The 18,256-nt window shown below is 70.7% G+C and carries 13 protein-coding genes and 1 pseudogene; 5 read left to right on the forward strand and 9 right to left on the reverse strand.

Going from position 1 to position 18,256, the window contains the following annotated elements:
- Positions 1-1,254 carry a cation:proton antiporter gene (locus F9278_RS26015; RefSeq protein WP_152170468.1) on the forward strand — a complete coding sequence of 418 codons (1,254 nt, stop codon included), beginning with the start codon at positions 1-3 and terminating at the stop codon, positions 1,252-1,254.
- A 74-nt stretch (positions 1,255-1,328) separates the two neighbouring features.
- Here the strand turns inward: F9278_RS26015 and nhaA are convergent, their stop codons facing one another.
- Both nhaA and F9278_RS26025 read right to left on the reverse strand, forming a co-directional pair.
- Entirely contained in the window at positions 1,329-2,645 is a 1,317-nt protein-coding gene (nhaA, locus tag F9278_RS26020; protein ID WP_152170469.1) for a Na+/H+ antiporter NhaA, read from the reverse strand.
- Positions 2,646-2,870: 225 nt separating this feature from the next.
- Positions 2,871-3,953 (reverse strand): PucR family transcriptional regulator, encoded by a 1,083-nt coding sequence (locus tag F9278_RS26025; RefSeq protein WP_152170470.1) that lies wholly within the window; start codon positions 3,951-3,953, stop codon positions 2,871-2,873.
- A gap of 281 nt (positions 3,954-4,234) precedes the next feature.
- Here F9278_RS26025 and F9278_RS26030 point away from each other — a divergent pair, with 281 nt between their 5' ends.
- From F9278_RS26030 to F9278_RS26045, 4 genes are all read left to right on the forward strand, one after another.
- Positions 4,235-4,573 (forward strand): STAS domain-containing protein, encoded by a 339-nt coding sequence (locus F9278_RS26030; protein WP_152170471.1) that lies wholly within the window; start codon positions 4,235-4,237, stop codon positions 4,571-4,573.
- A gap of 173 nt (positions 4,574-4,746) precedes the next feature.
- Positions 4,747-5,988, forward strand: a complete 1,242-nt coding sequence (locus F9278_RS26035; RefSeq protein ID WP_152170472.1) for a cation:proton antiporter — start codon at positions 4,747-4,749, stop codon at positions 5,986-5,988.
- Between the two features lie 161 nt (positions 5,989-6,149).
- The gene (locus F9278_RS26040; protein WP_152170473.1) at positions 6,150-6,563 is read left to right on the forward strand and encodes a GNAT family N-acetyltransferase; all 414 of its coding nucleotides are present in this window, start codon (positions 6,150-6,152) and stop codon (positions 6,561-6,563) included.
- Positions 6,564-6,797: 234 nt separating this feature from the next.
- Entirely contained in the window at positions 6,798-7,379 is a 582-nt protein-coding gene (locus tag F9278_RS26045; protein WP_152170474.1) for an Rv1733c family protein, read from the forward strand.
- An 82-nt stretch (positions 7,380-7,461) separates the two neighbouring features.
- Here F9278_RS26045 and F9278_RS26050 read toward each other — a convergent pair whose 3' ends face one another.
- The 7 genes and pseudogenes from F9278_RS26050 to F9278_RS26080 all read right to left on the reverse strand — a co-directional run bounded on the left by F9278_RS26050 (position 7,462) and on the right by F9278_RS26080 (position 18,246).
- Entirely contained in the window at positions 7,462-7,815 is a 354-nt protein-coding gene (locus F9278_RS26050; protein ID WP_152170475.1) for a hypothetical protein, read from the reverse strand.
- Positions 7,816-7,890: 75 nt separating this feature from the next.
- Positions 7,891-9,324 (reverse strand): flotillin family protein, encoded by a 1,434-nt coding sequence (locus F9278_RS26055; RefSeq protein ID WP_152170476.1) that lies wholly within the window; start codon positions 9,322-9,324, stop codon positions 7,891-7,893.
- Between the two features lie 109 nt (positions 9,325-9,433).
- Positions 9,434-9,949, reverse strand: a complete 516-nt coding sequence (locus F9278_RS26060; RefSeq protein WP_152170477.1) for a hypothetical protein — start codon at positions 9,947-9,949, stop codon at positions 9,434-9,436.
- A 272-nt stretch (positions 9,950-10,221) separates the two neighbouring features.
- A pseudogene (locus tag F9278_RS26065) lies at positions 10,222-12,123 on the reverse strand (potassium channel family protein).
- 307 nt (positions 12,124-12,430) lie between these two features.
- Positions 12,431-12,778: an STAS domain-containing protein gene (locus tag F9278_RS26070; protein WP_152170478.1), complete on the reverse strand. Its 348-nt coding sequence runs from the start codon at positions 12,776-12,778 to the stop codon at positions 12,431-12,433.
- 111 nt (positions 12,779-12,889) lie between these two features.
- Positions 12,890-13,081: a hypothetical protein gene (locus F9278_RS26075; protein WP_152170479.1), complete on the reverse strand. Its 192-nt coding sequence runs from the start codon at positions 13,079-13,081 to the stop codon at positions 12,890-12,892.
- Positions 13,082-13,278: 197 nt separating this feature from the next.
- Positions 13,279-18,246 carry a DNA repair ATPase gene (locus tag F9278_RS26080; protein ID WP_152170480.1) on the reverse strand — a complete coding sequence of 1,656 codons (4,968 nt, stop codon included), beginning with the start codon at positions 18,244-18,246 and terminating at the stop codon, positions 13,279-13,281.
- Positions 18,247-18,256 lie beyond the last annotated feature (10 nt).

Genomic DNA, 18,256 nt, shown 5'->3' on the forward strand with positions numbered 1-18,256 from the left:
ATGCACTCCTCCGCAGTCTTCCTGATCGAGTTCGGCTGCATCATCCTGGTTCTCGGGCTGCTCGGCCGGTTCGCCGGGCGCTTCCGGTTCTCCCCGATTCCGCTGTACCTGCTGGCCGGACTCGCCTTCGGCAACGGTGGGCTGCTGCCGCTGGGTTCCAGCGAGGAGTTCGTGGCCATAGGCGCCGAGATCGGCGTCATCCTGCTGCTGCTCATGCTGGGCCTGGAGTACACCGCCAGCGACCTGGTCACCAACCTCAAGACCCACTACCCCGCCGGTCTCGTCGACGCCCTGCTCAACGCCCTGCCCGGCGCGGCACTCGCGCTGCTGCTGGGGTGGGGCCCGGTCGCCGCCGTCGTCCTGGCCGGCGTCACCTGGGTCTCCTCCTCCGGTGTCATCGCCAAGGTCCTCGGCGACCTGGGCCGCCTGGGCAACCGCGAAACCCCGACCGTCCTGAGCATCCTCGTCCTCGAAGACCTCTCCATGGCGGTCTACCTGCCGATCCTCACGGCCCTGCTGGCCGGGACCGGCCTGGCGTCAGGCAGCGTCACCCTCGCCATCGCCCTCGGCGCAGCCGCCCTCGTCCTGGTCCTCGCGGTCCGCTACGGCCGCCACATCTCCCGCTTCGTCTCCAGCGACGACCCCGAGAAACTCCTCCTCGTGGTCCTGGGCCTGACCCTGCTGATCGCCGGGCTCGCCCAGCAGCTGCATGTGTCCGCCGCCGTGGGTGCCTTCCTCGTCGGTATCGCGCTGTCCGGCGAGGTCGCCGACGGCGCGCACAGCCTTCTTGCCCCGTTGCGGGACCTGTTCGCCGCCGTGTTCTTCGTCTTCTTCGGCCTGAACACCGACCCCGCCAGCATCCCTCCCGTCCTCCTGTCCGCCCTCGCCCTGGCCGCCGTCACCGCCTGCACGAAGATCGCCACCGGCTACTGGGCTGCCAAGCGGGCCGGCATCGCCGCCAAGGGCCGCTGGCGAGCCGGCGGCGCCCTCGTCGCGCGCGGCGAGTTCTCCATCGTGATCGCCGGACTCGCCGTCGCAGCCGGCGTCGAACCCTCTCTCGGCCCGCTGGCCACGGCCTACGTCCTGATCCTCGTCCTCCTCGGACCCCTCACCGCCCGCTACACCGAACCACTGGCCACACGCCTGCTCAGGCATCGCCGCGCACAGCTCGCCGCGAAACCCGACGACACCACACCACTGACAGCGAGCGCGCACGAGACCATCAGCGATCAAGATGCCGTCGGACACGCGTGATCCGGTCGGGGCGGTGCGGTCGACAGCGCGATGGGATGGCTCGGTGGTGTCGGCGAGTGAGAGGTAGGCACCGTTCAACTCGGGCCCTCGACACCGTCGCGGCCGGAGGCGGTGCGCTGGTAGATGTCGGGGATACCGTCGGCGTCCTCGTCCCGGGTTTCGGCCTCCCACAGGCGGCGGTAGATGCCGTTGCGGCGTTTGATCAGCAGTGCCGCGACGGCTGCGGCGAGCAGCGAGCCGAGCAGGACGGCGGCCTTGATGTGCTCGACGTCGGCCGGGTCGGTGAAGGCGAGTTCACCGATCAGCAGGGCGACGGTGAAGCCGATCCCGGCCAGGACCGCCAGAGCGAACACGTCCGCCCACGCCAGGTCCGGGTTGAGGCGGGCCCGGGTGAAGCGGGCCGCCAGATAGGTGCCTGCGAAGATTCCCACCGTCTTGCCCACGACCAGACCCAGCACCACTCCCAGGGGCTCCGGGCGCGTGAACACCTCTCCCAGCCCTCCGACCGACACGCTCACCCCGGCGGCGAACAGCGCGAACAGGGGCACCGCCACACCGGCCGACACCGGCCTGAGCAGATGCTCGGTCCGCTCCCCCGGGGAGGTGTCCTCGCCCTCGTCGCGCACGGTCCGCAGGATCAGGCCCATCGCCACACCGGCGACCGTGGCGTGCACGCCGCCGTTGTACATCAGCGCCCAGATCACCACCCCCAGCGGCACGTACCACCACCAGCCGCGCACCCGGAACCGCTGCAACAGGTAGAACACGACCAGTCCGGCCACGGCTCCGGCGAGGGCGGCGGGGTTCAGGTCGCTGGTGAAGAAGACGGCGATCACCAGGATCGCGCCGAGGTCGTCGACCACCGCCAGGGTCAGCAGGAAGGCCCGCAGCGCGGAGGGCAGGTGCGTGGAGAGGACCGCGAGGACGGCGAGCGCGAAGGCGATGTCGGTGGCCATGGGTACCGCCCACCCCTGTGCGCTGCCACCGCCGAGTCCGACGGTGGCCAGGTAGACGGCGGCGGGGACCGCCATGCCGCACAGGGCGGCGACCACGGGCAGGGCTGCCGTGGCAGGGGTCCGCAGCTCGCCGACGACCAGTTCGCGTTTCAGCTCGATTCCGGCGACCAGGAAGAAGATGGTCAGCAGCCCGTCCGCCGTCCAGTGCCCGACGGACAGGTCCAGGCCGAGCGCGGGTATCCCGAAATGGAAGTCGCGTACGTGCTCATACGTGCCGCTCCACGGGGTGTTCGCCCAGACCAGCGCCACCACGGCCGCCGCCAGCAGCACCAGCCCGCCGACCGTCTCCGTGCGCAGGGCGCGAGCCACCCGCACCCGCTCCGGCCAGGGCAGCAAGCCGAGAAACACAGAACGCTCACGCCGGCCGTCACGCATCCGGGAGAACCTCCACAGCATCGGAGTGTGGGCACACGCGCCCTGCGACGCCGACCAGACTTCCCGGCACACCGCGCGTCGATTGACGCGTTCTTTACACACTAACCGGGGCCGCCACGTGTATGCGCCCTGGGCGCGACGGCCTACAGAGACCTGCTGTGATGGTCGTCACGGCAGCGGAACGGAGATCGCTGCCCCGCAGCGTGCGGCGAGCAGAGCCATGGCCTATTTGCGAACCTGAGACGGCTTCGACGGCCAGTCCAACAAGCGGGCGCCGATCACGGCGGTCTGGAGCGTGTAGCGGTGCACCGGTTCGGACGGGTCGGCACCGGTGAGCTTGTGGATGCGTTCCAGGCGGTAGGTGAAGGCGCGCACACTCAGTGACAGCCGCCGGGCCGCCTCCGCGGACACACAGCCGGAGTCGAAGTAGGCGGTGAGGGTGTCGAGGAGCGGCTGAGGGCCGCCCCGGGCTCCGCGCAGCGGGCCGAGCGCACTTTCGACCAGGTCGGCCATGGCCTGCCGGTCGCGGGTGAGGACGGGGTAGACAAGAAGGTCGGCGGCGTGCAGCACGGGTTCGTCGAGTTCGAGGCGCTCGCCCAGGTCGAGGGCGTTGAGGGCCTCCTCGTAGGACTGGACGACGCCGGCCGCGCCCGGCTGCGGGCGGCCGATTCCCACCTGGCCGCCGCCGGTGGCGGCGAACGCCTGCTTGGCGAAGTGGGCGAGTACCTCGCTCTGGTCACCCGGGGCGATGCACACCAGCCGGCCGTCCTTGGTGGTGAGCAGGATGCTTCGGTCGCCGAACCGGCCGATCAGTGCGTGCTCCACCTCCCGGAGCACGGTGTCTCCCTCTTCGTACGCGCCCGTGCCGCGTGCCACCGCGACCGCGTGCTCGTACGACAGCCGCAGCCCGTAGCGTTCGGCGCGCTGGGCCAGTCGGCCCAGGTCGCTGCGGCCGTACAGCAGGTCGTCGATGAACTCGCGACGAGCGGCTTCCTCCTGGCGTACGGCGAGCCGCTGCGCCCTCTCATAGCCTTCGGCGAACGCGTCCACGGCCTGCGCCGCAGCCCCCAGCGCGTCGTCCACGGACATGCTCTCGCCGGTCGGCCAGTGCGCCCGGGTGGCTGCCATGTGGGCGCCGACCAGGGCGCGCAGTCCGATGCCGGCCTCTGCTGCCTGCTCGCCCAGCGCACGGCGGGACTCGAGTTCGTCCCGGGTCAGACGGCGACCGGTCGCCGAGGCGTCCGCGAGGATGCGGGCGTACCCCTCCAGGTACTCCTCGTAGTCCTCGGACACGTCCCGCCCCGCCATGTGGGTCCCCCCGACGTTTGATGCGTTGTTGACGTCTTTCTAGCGCATGGCCGCGAACATCACCCGGTACGAGTCAGGTCATTGCCTGTCTCCGGCACTTTTTGCAGGTGGGGACATGCCGACTACGGGCAAGGTGTCACTGCCGTACGGAGGGGCAGGGACGCCGTCTGGTCAGCGCATGGAGCAACGTAACGGGCGGGCGATGGTCATCCCCCGTACGCTGCTCCTAGGTGTGCCGGGAAGTCTGGTCGGCGGACACATCCGTCTGCCCGGAGGCTCTGATGCCCCTCTTCCGCCACCGCCGCCGCCCCGCTTCGGTCCCACCATCGGGCCTTGAGGTGGTCCGACTGCGCGGCGACCTCGACGCCCGCAGTGCTGCGCGGACGGGCCGGCGCCTCCTGCGGGTGATCGAAACAGGACCGGATGTCCTGGAGGTGGACCTCACCGAGTTGCACCACCTCAGCCCGGCCGGCTGCGCGGCGTTCTTTGCCGCCGTCCGAGCCGCGCGGGCACGCGGCACACGGCTGATCATCACGCATCCCAGCGACCAGGCGCGGACAGCCATGCGGCAGATCGGCCTGACCTACGTCCTGACGCACTGGGAAACGGGAACCCGCTGAAGCGTGTCCCGTGCAGCGCACCATGCCGGATCGCGGCAAGGTCGGACGGCCGTCAGTGCGCGGAAAGAGCCTGTCAGCACGACGTAAGGAACGTGTAGGGTTCCCCGCGGTGTGCCGGGAAGTCTGGTCGGCGGTTGTGGGAGAACTCTCTTCGCCGATCGGGGGTCGTGGTCATGCTGCTCGTCGTGGTCTTCGGGGTGGCCCTGCTCATCGCGGTGCTGCTGTCAGGTCTCGCGGCCCGGACCGTGCTGTCGACCTCGCTTCTCTTCCTGGTCGGCGGCGCGCTCGTCAGCGACGGTTTCCTGGGCTGGATCCACATCACTCCGGACAGCGAGATCGTGTCCGTGACGGCCGATCTGGCGCTGTTCGCGGTGCTGTTCACCGACGGCATGCACGTCTCCTTCCCCAAGCTGCGCGAGAACTGGCGCAACCCGGCCCGCGCTCTCGGCCTCGGCATGCCCCTGGCGTTCGTCGGCATGGCGCTGATCACGCACTACCTGGTGGGCCTGGACTGGACGACGTCCTTCCTCGTCGGTGCCGTGCTGGCGCCCACGGACCCGGTGTTCGCCTCCGCGATCGTCGGCCGCAAGGAAGTCCCCTCCAAGCTGCGGCAGTTGCTGAACGTCGAGAGCGGCATCAACGACGGCCTCGCCCTGCCCGTCGTGCTCATCCTGATCGCCGCGGCCGGACCGACCTCCGGGCAGGCTGAAGCGTCCTTGGGGACGATCGCGCTGGAGCTTGTCCTGGGACTGGTCTTCGGTGTCGTCCTGCCGTTCGTGGTGATCGAGCTCGTACGCTTCCGGCTGCTGGGCGCCGAGCCGAAGCTTCAGCCGCTGCTCCCGCTGGCGATCGGCGTGATCCTGTACGCGCTCTGCCACCTCACGCACGCCAACCCCTATCTCGCCGCGTTCGCCGCGGGTGCCGTGCTCACCGCCCGGTCGCTGGAGGCGAAGGAGGCGTTCGAGCCGCTCGGGGAGGCGCTGGCGGAGCTGGCCAAGTTCGCGGCCCTGCTGGTGTTCGGCGCACTGCTGACGCCGTCGCTCTTCGGTGACCTGTCCTTCGGCGGGTACGTCGCCGTGGTCCTCGCCATCGTGCTGATCCGGCCGGCCTCCCTGCTGCTCTCCCTGCTCGGTACCCGTTTCACCCGCCAGGAGAAGCTGGTCGCGGCCTGGTTCGGGCCGAAGGGCTTCGCGTCCGTGGTGTACGGGCTGCTCGTACTGCAGGCCGGTATCCCGCAGGGCGAGGAGGCGTTCACCCTCATCGCCCTGTGCATCGCCTTCTCGATCGTCGCGCACAGCTCCACCGACGTGCCGATCGCCCGTCTCTTCCACGTTGACGACCTCGCCGGAATCCCGGCCGGACGCAAGGACGCCGACACGCCGTCCAAGGAGACCACCGCAGATGCGCGCGCGTGAACGCGGTCGTGTCGGCCACTCGTGGAGCCGCCGTACCGGGAGTTGGGGCGCGGACCGGCGCTGAAGGAGCCGGGAGACCCGGCACGGAGGCGTCACGGGTGTGACGCCGGAGCCTGACCAGACCTGCTCACCCGGCGGAGACAGCAGGAGGTCCACTCTCGATGACCGGATTCTGGAACGCCGACGCCCCTGACGGTCAGCCGGTACGACTGACCTACGTCTCCACCGCTGCTCCGGGTGGTACGGCCGAGTTCATCCTGCGCGATCCGTGCGGCCGTGTCATCGGCCGACTTCGTTTCCGTGCCTGCCATGAGTGCCGTACTGGGCGCATCCTGGACCTCTGGGTCTGCGATATGTGGCAACGGCAGGGACTGGGGCGCGGACTCGTGCGTTCCCTGTTCGCCCACCGTCGCGGCTACCGGTGGAACACCACCCTGCAGAGCCGCCCGGGGCGGGCCTTCTTCGCGGCGATGACACGGGAAACCACACTGAGCCTGCCCCACGGCGGCCCGCTCTGTCCCCACCTCATGGGATGGCTCCGGCGTACCTGGCGCCGCCTGCTGCACGCCTACTGAAAGGGCGTCTCAGCGCAGCCGGGGGCACGTCATCACGTCTCGTGGCCGAGACGTCGGCCAATTCCTGACAGCAACCGGCAGGCGGACCGTAGTGAACACTGCCGGAACCTGGCAGTGCAACCGGTATGGCTGTGCGTGCACCATGAAGGATGGGGAGATGGGCTGGGCAGCGGGCCCTTCTTGCCCCAGCAGGCTGGAAGCAAGTTGCCGGTGCTCACGAAGGGGTGTCGGCCGATGGCGACGGCGCGGTGTGCCAGGGTGTGGTGGTGGCGGTGGCGGCATAATCCGCTGCTGCGGCGCAGCGACGTCATCGAAGCCTGGGTCATCCTCGCTGGATGGGTGCTGGCCCTGGTGGGCGGTCTGTTCGTGGGGCTGGCGGCGGCAGACGCGGTCGAGCGGTCCGCGGACCGGCAGCGGGTGGAGCGCCGCACGGTGTCGGCTGTACTCGTCGAGGACGCCAAGGGCAAGGTGCCCGCCAGGGCAGCGGGCGATCCGCGGGTGTGGGCGACGGTCCGCTGGACCGCGCCGGACGGTTCGACACGCACCGGCGAGGCCCGGGTGTCGGCCACGAGCCCCGTCGGCAACCGGGTCACGATCTGGATCGACAAGGACGGTCACCTCACTGCGGAGCCCCTGACCGAAGGGCAGGCACGATCCCATGCGGCTGCCGCAGGGTTGCTGGTCGCGGCAGGTGCGGGCGGCATCGCCCTGGCCGCGGTCTCCGTTATACGCATGTACCTGAGCCAGCGGCGTTTGGAGCAGTGGGCCGTGGAGTGGGAGCGGATCGACACGCGGTGGGGGAGGAAGGCCGGCTGACCGGGCCAGTTGATCAGCGAGACCCAGGGGCGACGAAGGCCGACTCCCATCCGGTCGGAAAGGATCAAGGGCCAGGGCCCCATCACGGCCGACCGCTGATGCCCTGTGCCTGATCGACAGTCTGTGCTCGCATTGCTCGCCGGTAGAACCGCTCGCCCAGCTGCGATCCGGCCACGAGCCCTCCAGCGAACATCAGCAGCCCACCCTGCACCACGGAAGCGAAAAAACTGGCGTCCTCGGTGTCCAGATCGCTCCACCGCAGGAGCGGGCCGGTCAGCCCGCCGAGCCAGATCACCAGCAGGGCGACGCCCCGGACGCGGATGGCCCACGGGGTCGTACGGCTGCGGGTGCGTTTCGGCGCCCACCCTCGCAGCGAGGCGATGGCCACGGGCAGCGCGAAGGCCGACCAGCCGACCAGCCAGAACCACAGCAACACCCCTCGTACCTCCTCGCGTACGAGCCCGGGCGGTTCCAGGACCGCCCGGGCTCGCTTCTCCGGTCGATGCCGGCGTCAGCCGGTGATCTCGACCTTCCCGTTGGCCCCGGCGGGTGCTGTCGTCGCGGGCTGCGCGCCGCCGACCCGGCCGGTGATGCCCTTCAGCAGCTCGGCGAGGTCGACTCCGGTGGTGGAACCGAGCAGTTCCAGGCCCTGTGCGACGTTGTCGGCGACCGTGCGCGAGAGCTGACTGGCGCCGTCGGTGGAGATGACCGTCATCTTGTCGATCGCGCTGAGCGGCTCGGACGCCTTGGCGACGACCTGCGGCAGCACCTCCACCAGCATCTGCAGGACAGCTGCGTCGCCGTACTGGGCGAAGGCGTCGGCCTTCTTCTGCATGGCGTCAGCCTCGGCGGCGCCCTTGGCGCCGATGGCGGCGGCCTCCGCCTCACCCTCGAGGCGGACGGCGTCGGCGAGCGCGGCGCGCTGCGCCTTCTCACCCTCACCGGTCAGCCTCGCCCGCTCGGCGGTTGCCTCGGCCTCCTTGACCAGCGCGATACGGCGGGCCTCGGCCTCCTGCTCGGCCTGGTAGCGGGCGGCGTCGGCGGGCTTGCGGACCTTGGTGTCCAGCTCCCGGTCGGTCAGCGCGGCCTGGCGTTCGGCGACCTTCTCCTGCTCGCTGAGCACTTCCTGCTGCCGGGCTGCCTCGGCGAGCGGTCCGGCCGCGGCGGCGCGGGCTGCGGCCTCGTCGGTCTCGGCCTTGATCTCGGCCTGCTTCAGCGCGAAGGTCCGCTGGGCGATGGCGATTTCCTCCTCGGCCTTCAGCCGGGCCTGCTCGGCGGCGCGCCGGGCGACGGCCTCGGCGATGTCGGCCTCCTGCTTGGCGCGGGCGGCCTCGGGGCGGCCGAGGTCCTCCAGGTAGGAGCCCTCGGTGGTGATGTCCTGGATCTGGAAGGCGTCCAGCACCAGGCCCTGCCCGGAGAGGCTGGCCTCGGCCTCCTCGGCGACCTGACTGGCGAAGGCGGCCCGGTCACGAATGATGTCCTCCACGGACATCCGGCCGACGATCGCGCGCAGTGCGCCGGAGAGAACTTCCTGGGTGAAGCCGACGATGCCGTCCTGCTGCATCAGGAACCGCTGGGCCGCAGCGCGGATCGAGTCCTCGGTGCCGCCGACCTTGACGATGGCGACGCCTTCGAGGTTCGCCTTGACACCGCGCAAGGTGACCGCGCCGCGTACCGCGATGGGGATGTGCCGCGAGGACAGGTCCAGGGTGAACTTCTGCTGCACGAACGGCACGACGAACACCCCGCCGCCGACCACGACCTTCTGCCCGCTGTTGTCGGTGAACACCCGCCCGGTCTCCGGGTCGGTGGCCTGCTTGCCGCGCCGGCCGGTGACGATGAACGCCTCACTCGGACCCGCCACCTTGTAGCGGGTGACCACGACGAGGCCGAGCAGGACAAGGAGTACGACGACTCCTATCACGGCGAAGACGACTGGACTCATGATGTCTTTCCCCTCAGCCCTCCCAGGGGACGGCAGATCGATACGGTTCAAGTGGATGAAAGGGCGGGGCCGGTGCAACGGCGCCCGATGTGAAGAACGGGGCCGCGGGTCAGCGTTCCACCGGGCGTACGGAGACCGCTGTCTGCGACAGCGCCTCCTCCACCCAGATCTCGGCGCCTCGCGGCACCGGGCTCGGACTCTTCGCCGCGAGCTTGACCGGTTGTCCGGCCAGGTGGACCAGCACCTCGCCGTAGCCGCCGACCGGAATGGCCGTCACCACGGAACCCGCGGCGCCGATCAGATCGTCGCCGCGCGGGGCAGCGCTTGACCGGTCGTTCAACAGGGCCCGGCTGAGGTGGTAGGCGAGCCAGCCCGTGGCAGCTCCTGCGGGCACGCCGACCGCGGTGGCGCCCACCGCGCCGAGCCCGGTGGTGCCCAGGACGATCGCTCCGGAGAAGCCGAGCATGGACACGAACCCGGCGATGACCGGAAGCGACAGCCACCCGTCGAAAAGGCCGTCGAGCGCGTCGACGCCGCCGAAGAGGCCCTCAAGGACACCGTCGAAGACGAGGGACAGAGCGAGGAGTACGACTCCTGCGATGCCGAGACCCAGAAACCAGGTCATCCGCGTTCACCGCCCCTCTCCCACAGTCACCCCGCTGGTGACCGCCATACTCACACGTAGATCCCGCCGAAAACACTGCCTGGTTCCGGCAATCTTTACGCTCTCTTGATGGCGTCCTCCCCGCAGCCTGGCCGGAGTGCGGTGGGAACCTGGCCGACGGCAGTTCCGAAGGACAGCCGTGTCCAGACCAGTTGCTCGCGTACTACCGCCCCTGTTCAGCCGAGCAGCCGAGAGCCGCGCCGATCGGGTCGGGAAGCGCCACGGAGCCAGGTCTACGGCATGGCGGGGTCGGCCGGCCTGGGATGGCGGCCGAGGAGTTCGGCGAGTCCCTGCCGGGTCGTCGCCAGCACGACCCGGTCCTCGGGGCGCAGGACGTATCCGGGGTGCAGTTCCCAGAGCAGCCCGGGGGGCCGGTCGTCGCCATCGGCCGGATGGGCCGCGGCGAGATCGGGGCGCCGGTCGGCTGGCGCGGCGGCGTCCAGGGCCAGAACGCGCCAGGACCCGGGGCGGAAGGCTTCGGCGACCGTGCGGCCCTCCAGTTGCGGGTGACCTGCGACGACGAGGGCCGCGACGAGGAGGACCTTGCGTTCGACGGGGATCGCACCGAGGATCTGGCGGCCCATCATCGCGCCGGCGAACGCGGGGGCCGCAAGGCTGGAGACGCTGCGGCTGCGGGTGAGGGCCTGCGGGTGGGCGGCTCGCAGGGTGCGGTAGACGGCGGTGGCGAAGTCGTCGTCGTACAGCCGCAGCGCGACACGCAGGTCGGGCTTGACGGAGCGTGCGTACAGGGCGGCTTCGAGGTTGGTGGTGTCGGAGCTGGTCAGGGCGAGCAGGGCGTGCGCGCGGTGGATCTTGGCGGACTCCAGGACGCCCTCCTCGGTGACGTCCCCGATGACGGTGGGGATGCGCAGACGACGGGCCAGAGGGATGCCTCGCGCCCCGGGGTCCGACTCCACACAGACCACGGGGATGTCGAGCTCCTTCAGCCGGGCCAGCACGCGGGTCCCGATCTTGCCGAGGCCGAGGAGGACGACATGCCCGGACAGGCCGCGCGGAGGACGGCGCAGGGCGGAAGCGCTGCGGAATGTGCCCAGGCCCTCCAGCACGGCCGCCGTCATCACCGGCAGCAGCAGCAACCCGGCCAGCCCGGAGAGGAGTTGCATGATCTGACGGCTCAGCGGCTCGCCGAGCGCCGGGTCGTCGATGGCGAACAGGTCGAGCAGAGTGAGGTACGTGGCGTGCACCAGGCTGTCGTCGGTGGTCAGCCAGGAGGCGACGGCGAGGCCGAAGACGCGCGAGCAGGCCGAACAACGACCAGCGCAGCCGACGCGAGAACAATTGCCCGAGCGAGCCTCGGTTGGCCAGCCGCCCACTGGGCAGGAGCGGCCCGCTGTACGAGACGGCCTCCAGTACCACCGTGCCGTGTCCGGTCGCAGCGGTCACCGCCTCCTCGCTGGGCAGGAGTCGGGGCGCCTCCGCCCCGCTGCGGTCCGAACCCTCGGCCCCGCAGGATCGTTCGCCGTCGCCGACAGCAGTGCCAGCGTGCACAGGCCAGGGTCGAAAGCTTCACCGCGACGCGGCGGGGTGCGTTCGACCGCTCGCAGCAGCAGCCCATCCGCCTGAACCACCTTGCTGGTGCCCGCGACGGCCGTGGCGGCCAGCGCCGGAGCGGCGGTGTCCGCGTCGGACAGGACGGTCGTGGAGGTGTCCAGAGCCACCGGGTCCAGCCCCGGTGAGGCGACTACGGCGGCTTGGTCCAGCAACTCCTCCAACTGCTGGCCGAGCTTGCGGTTGTACAGCCGGATCACCAGCCGCACCTGCGGGTTGAGGCGCCGGGCGATCAACGCGGCGCGGATGTTCACCTCGTCGTCCTCATGCACCAGGGCGACCGCCGTGGCCCGAGCCACACCGGCCGCGGCCAACACCTCGTCGGTGAGCTCCGACGCCTCCAGCACATGCCCGTTGTCGGCGGCGTCCGGTGCGCTGCCCGCGGCCCTCGTCATCACCGAGGACACCCGTCCGAAGAGTGCCGTCGCCCGGTCCCGGCCGGTGGGCGACGTGCCCGGCGTGACACCGCCCTGGGCGGGAGCGACGAGCGTGACCTGCTCGCGGTAGACGTCGCGCAGTTCGTCGGACAGCCGGTGAGCCAGCCCGTCATCACCACAGACGATCATGTGCCCGCTGCGGGGAGGCATCTGGCGCGGGAGGGAAGACATGGAAGATCACTTTGCCGCAGTTCGGCAGCTGCTTCCATGCCTACGGAACAGATGCCGCAGGTGGGGGCTGCGAGGCGGAGAGTGGATCGCCAGTTCCGCATGACGGCTCTGCCTCCGCGCAGCGGGTGGTGCGGCGGACCGCTGTCTCGGCCCGAACGGCTGCGCGGCTTCGCACACCGACGCCTGCGGCGCATCAGCCCGAGCCGCCGTTGAGCCCCGGTAACGGCAACCCCTACCGAAAAGCCGACCGCAAAGACGCGGCAGCTCAGACACCGAAACCGGTTTCCGCATCGACGACGGTGTCATGTACCCGAAGGACCTGATCAGCCCCCGTCATCTGAAGGACCCGCTGCAGGGAATCGGGGACACTCGCCAGTACGAGCACGGCGCCGCTCGCCGCCGCCTGCCGCCACGCTCCAAGCAGCACACTCAGTCCGGCCGAGTCGCAGAACGAGACGTCCGACAGGTCCAGGACGATGAAGCGATCGCCCCGCCCCAACAGCTCCCTGAACTGTGCGCGGAACACCAAGTCGGTCCCATAGTCCATGTCGCCGCTGACCCTCGCTACCAGGCAGCGACCCGAGGTGGTCATCTCGACCGAAGGGTCAGTCACAAGCGCTCTCCTAGCCGTTTTGGTAGGGAGAAGACGGCGGAATCGTGAGGGGAGCCCATACTTCGCGGCTGAGGTAAACAGCGACTTCCGCGGGCATCGCCGCAGGATGTGTCACGGACCGCCTCGATTCCACCGGCCGGTCAGCAGCGCGATCCCAGCCGCCGCCAGGCTCAGGATGCCGAACAGCAGAACCGGAAGTCCGGGCCCCGGCAGCACCCACATCACCGCACCGCAGAGAGTGAGCAACGCGCCGACGACCGTGAGCACACCTACGAGGGCGCGCCCCGTGAAGGGTCTGGACATGTGGCGGCTCCAGGGAAGGGGGCAGTCAATGCCGACCAGGCTTCCCGGCTCACCTGTGGCGCATTATAGCCACCTCAGATAGAAACACGATGGCCAAGTCCACGAGAGAGGGGTGGGTCCGACGCCGACAGCGGTGGGCAACTCGAAGTAACCGCTCCCGCGCGCCGGCGCGGATCGACCGGACAGTACGCGTCAGCTCACTCCTTCTCCGGGACCGGGCGGGCCGCGTGGCGGGCAGTGGGGTTGGCGATGAGGTGGCGTGGGTCGGCGGCTCGGTTGATCGCCGACTCGACGGCGGCGATCCGGTCGGCGACCAGGCCCAGGGCGCCGACCGCGCGGGCGAGCGTAGCGAGATGGGGGTCCCGTCGGCTGAAGGCTGGGGGATGGTCGTCATCAGGGCCACTGAGCGCCTGCGTACGGACGTAGGCGGTCTGCAACTCGGTCCAGCGGGCGTCCTGTTCGGGCGTGAGTGTGCCGCGCAGTTCGGCGAGTCGGAGCAGGTTGGCCTCGGCGCCGGTGGTGAGGGTCTGGGCCTCGGCGGTGTAGTGGTCGTCGATCAGCGCCGCCAGTTCGGTGTGGTTCATGACGGGCTGGACGCGCTGGGCGATCTTGTTCATGTTGCGGTAGGAGCCCTGGAGTTGGAAGGGCGGCTCGACGCGGGTGGCGTCGGCCTGCGCGGCGGAGGCGATGTACGCGGCGTTCACCGCGAGGACCGTCGCGCGAGCCGTGAGCAGGTGGCGCAGGACGGCCAGGACGCGCTCCAGTTCGGCGGGTTGGTACGTGTGGGTGAGGCGGTCGGCGTGGGCCGTTGAGTCGCCCTGGGCGAGGCGGACGAGCAGGTCGAGGTCGGCGCGGTCGCGTGCGGCGAGCGGGGCGAGGACCGGGTTGGCGGTGAGGGCGTTCTCGATGAAGCTGAGTGCGAAGGTGTCCTCCTTGCCGGTCAGGACGTCGCCGAGGTTCCAGACGTCGGCGCGGTTGGTGAGCATGTCGGGGATGCGGAAGCGGCTGCCGGACTCGGTGTAGGGGTTGCCTGCCATGCAGACCGCGAAGCGCTTGCCGCGCAGGTCGTAGGTGCGCGGTTCGCCGTCCTTCACGCCCTCGATGCGGCGGGTGGTATCGCAGAGCGGAATGAACTTCTGCAGCAGTTCGGGCGAGGTGTGCTGGATGTCGTCCAGGTACAGGAGGGTGTTGGTGCCCGCCTCCAGTGCGAAGTTGATCTTCTCGACTTCCTGGCGGGCGGTGGCGTTCGGGGCCTCGGCCGGGTCGAGAGACGTCACGGCGTGGCCGAGGGCGGGGCCGTTGACCTTGACGAGGATCATCCCGAGCCGGTCGGCGACGTACTCCATGAGGGTCGTCTTGCCGTAGCCGGGCGGGGAGATGAGCAGCAGCAGGCCGCCTGTGTCGGTGCGCTTGGACTCGCCGGTGGTGCCGAGTTGCTTGGCGAGGCTGTCGCCGATGAGCGGGAGGTAGACCTCGTCGATGAGCCGGTTGCGGACGAACACGGACATGATCCGCGGGCGGTACTCGTCGAGGCGGAGGCGGGTGCGCTCGGCGGCCACCAGCGCCGTACGCAGGCGCTGGTACGCGCGGTGCGCGGGCACTTCATGGGCGCGGAAGTCACTGGTGCGGGCCAGGAATTCGTCGACGTGGAGGGTGAGCGTGCGTCCGGTGATACGCGGGTGGGTGCCGAGCAGGCCCTCGACGGTCTCGGTCACGGGTGCGTCGGACTCGTAGCGCGGCAGGTCCGGGCAGAGCTCCGCGGCCACCGCCTCGGCCAGATCGCCGGGGGCGGTGTCCGTTCCGGTGGCGGTGGTGTACGACGTCAGCCATGCCTCGACGAGTTGCCGGCGGGCGGCCGGGTCGGCGAGGGCGGCGAGGTCGTCGTCGTAGGCCGACGTGCCCACCGTGCGGCGGAACTTGTCGAGCAGGGTGCGGCTGTCGGCGCTGATGACGAAGCCGTCGGGGCCGGTCGTCAGCTCCTCGAAGAGGTAGGCGGCCGCCGCTCGTGTGCCGATCTCCCGCGCGAGTTCGGCCACGAGGTCGTCGATGGCGGGCGCGAGACCGAACGTGTCACGGGCGCGGGCCAGGGACACCGCACGCCGGGTCCAGTTGTCGCGCTCGTCGGCCGTCGTGTCGTGCGCCCAGAAGAGGTGTGCGGCGGCGCGGGCGGCCGGCTCGTGACGCAGGAGTCCGGCGCTCTCGTGCAGGCGCAGGAGTGCGGTGAGGATCAGGGCCGCGTCGTGGTCGTGGACACCGCGCTCGTAGCCCTCGTCGTAGGCCACCTCGGCCGTCTGCCGGACCAGCGCGGGCAGGTCGTCGGCCTCCGCGAGGGCGGCCGGGCCGTGTTCGTCGAGGAGACGGGCGGCCAGGTGTTCGGCCCGGTAGACCTCGGGTGACTCCGAGGGCAGCGGGCGGTCCCAGAACGGACGGGTGGCCGCGAAGTCGGGGTCCGTGACCGGGGAGCGGTAGTCGGTGCCGGTCAGCGCGAAGGCCAGGCCCTCGCCGTGCGGGACGAGGGTGAGGTCGAGGGGTTGGGTGTTGACGGCGAAGCGGTGGGTGCCCAGGCGGAGGGTTCGGCCGTCGTCGGCGTAGAGGTCGGTGCGGTCGCGCAGGGCTCGCAGCGCCTCCTGGCGGGCGGAATTCAGGCGGCCGCCCAGCTCCTCCGCCCTGCCCTGGTCGCCGAGGCCGCGCAGTTCGGCGGCGATGCGGCGGACCTTGGCGGGCATCGGGTCGGAGGTGAAGTACGTGGCGACGGCGTCCGCGTCGGCGAGCGTGGCGGCGCGGCGGGTGATCGTCTTCAGAACGCGGTGCGCCGAGTCGGTGAGGCGTTCGGCGCGGCGGGCCCGGGTGTCGGCGAGGGTCTGCTTGCGGGCGGAGAACGTCTCGTGGATCTCGTCACGTCTGTCCGCCAGTTCGCCGAGGAAGTCGTCGAACTCGGCAAACTCCGAGAACCGCGCCTCCAGGTTCTCCACCTGCACGAGCAGGCGGGCCAGCTGCTCGTCGCACGCCTCGGGGCTGTCGGCGGCGGCGAAGGCACCGTTGACGGCCTGCCCGAGCAACGCGGACTCGGCCGCGAACTCGGCTCGCCCCTCGTGCTCCTGGAGTTCGCGGCGGCGGCCGTCGAGGCGGGCGCGGGCGCGGTTGACGCCGCCCAGCACCTCCGCGATCCGCGCCAGGACGGACGTACGGACGGTGGCGTCGCCGATGTCGAGGCCGGTGACGACCTCGGTCACCGTGCGCAGTTGGTCGGTGAGGACCTCAAGGCGGGCGGCGAGGGGTGCGGCCTCGGCGACGGTGGCGATGGCCTCCGTAGCAGTGGCGAGTCGCTCGATATCGGCCCGGTGGTCGGCGAAGGCGTCCTCGCGGGCGAGGTGGGCGACGGCCCGCTGCCCGAAGGCGACGAGGTCGGCCTGAGCGGCGGAGGCGAGTTCGTCGATGCGCGCGGCATCGGCGTACCGCATGTCCTTGAGCGTGAGCAGGTGACCTTGCGCCTGCCGGAGTTCGGTCAGGCCCGCCACCCAGGCGGCGGCGCCCTGGGGGACCTCGCCGCGCAGACGGCGTACCACCGTGGCGATGCGGGCCGCCGCCTCGTCGAGCGCGTCGGCGGCCTGTCGCGTGAGTGCCTGGAGGGTCTCGAACTCGGCCAGTACCTGCTGAGCGGTGGCCCGCACCTGTGTGAGCGGCTCGTGCAGATCGCCGAGTTCGGGATCGCGCAACCAGTGGTAGGAGTCGGCGGCACGGACGCAGGCCCCGGCCAGGCCCTCGTACACCGCGCTCGTCGGGGTCGTCTCGGCGACGGCGCCCGCGATGGACAGGCAGTCGGAGATGCCGCGGACGAGATCGGCGTTGCCCACGCGGGCCAGCGGGCCGGTGCCGACGGGCCGGGCGGCGTCGTGGTCGTCGGAGACGTACGGGGAGTTCCAGAGCTGGAGCGGGTGAACGCGTTGCGGCTCGGCGTCGGTTCCCGCAGCGTCCGCGCGCAGCACCATCAGCGTGCCGTCGTCGAACAGGGCCCAGCCGTGACAGGACAGCGGGGTCGCGACCTCCTTGCGGATCACGTTGTACGGCAGCAGCAGGCTGCGGCCCTCCACGCGCGCGTGGAACGCGAAGAGGACGTCCTCGCCGTTGGGCGAGCGGACCGCCCGCTCGAATTCCAGCCCGCCGGTGTCGACGCCGTCGAACGTCTTGTACGCCCCCGTCGCCAGGCAGTACCCGCCGGGGAAGACGATCCCCTGGTCCTCGGGCAGACGGCGGCACGCCTGCCCGATGCCGTCGAGGCGGACGACGGTCCTGGTGAGCGTGTTGAAGACCAGGTAGCGGTGGACGTCCTCCTTGTAAGGGAGCACGTCCAGCAGGATGAGGGCGCCTACGCGCGCGTACGCGATGTCGGCGTCGGCGAGGGACTGCAGAGGCTCGGCGACGGGCTCGCTGTGAATGCCCTCGCCCGTCTCGGTGTCGTCCTCGACCTTGACCGTCAGCGTCCCGCCGACCGTCTCGACGAAGACCTCGCCCTCGATGGAGACGTGCGGGTGACGGCCCAGGACGTGGTCCTCGCGGGTCGACTCCGTCCACGCGAAGTCGTGGGAGGGCGGGAAGACGTGGTCGCGTTCGCCGCGTGCGTCCAGGAAGGCCGCCCGGCCGTCGTCGGTCACCGCCCAGCGCAGGACGCGGATGTCGCCGGCCTTCTCACCGGTCTGGAAGACGGCGAGCACCTTGCCGTCGACGCGGCGGAGCCGGAGGAGGTGCGCCTGGCGGTAGTAGCGGTGCAGAGCCGCGAACTCCCGTACGAAGGCGGGGTCGTCGAGCAGGCCCGGCACGGCGTGGTCGGGTAGCCGGTTCAGGCCCCTGTCGTGCAGGGCGAAGACGTCGCCGACGGTCGTCTCCGGTTTCAGATCGAGGAAGACGTTGTGGCCGAACAGCAGCACGTCACCGACGGTGACGATGTCGCGGGGCACGCAGGTGTGCTCGGTGCGCAGCCGCTCGGTGCCGCTCAGCTCCAGCCGGGTGGAGCCGAACTCCTCGGTGCGGCGGACGTCGAGTGCCTCGGCGCGCCGGGCGAGTTCGGCGGCCTGGGCGGCCAGCCGGTCGCGCAGCACCTCGTACGTGCCCGCGTCGAAGGCGGTGGCCGGCGCGTCCTGCCTACCGGTGTCCGGGCCGGTGGTCATGGAATCCCTC

It is taken from the genome of Streptomyces phaeolivaceus (genome assembly GCF_009184865.1).
Taxonomy (GTDB): Bacteria; Actinomycetota; Actinomycetes; order Streptomycetales; family Streptomycetaceae; genus Streptomyces; species Streptomyces phaeolivaceus.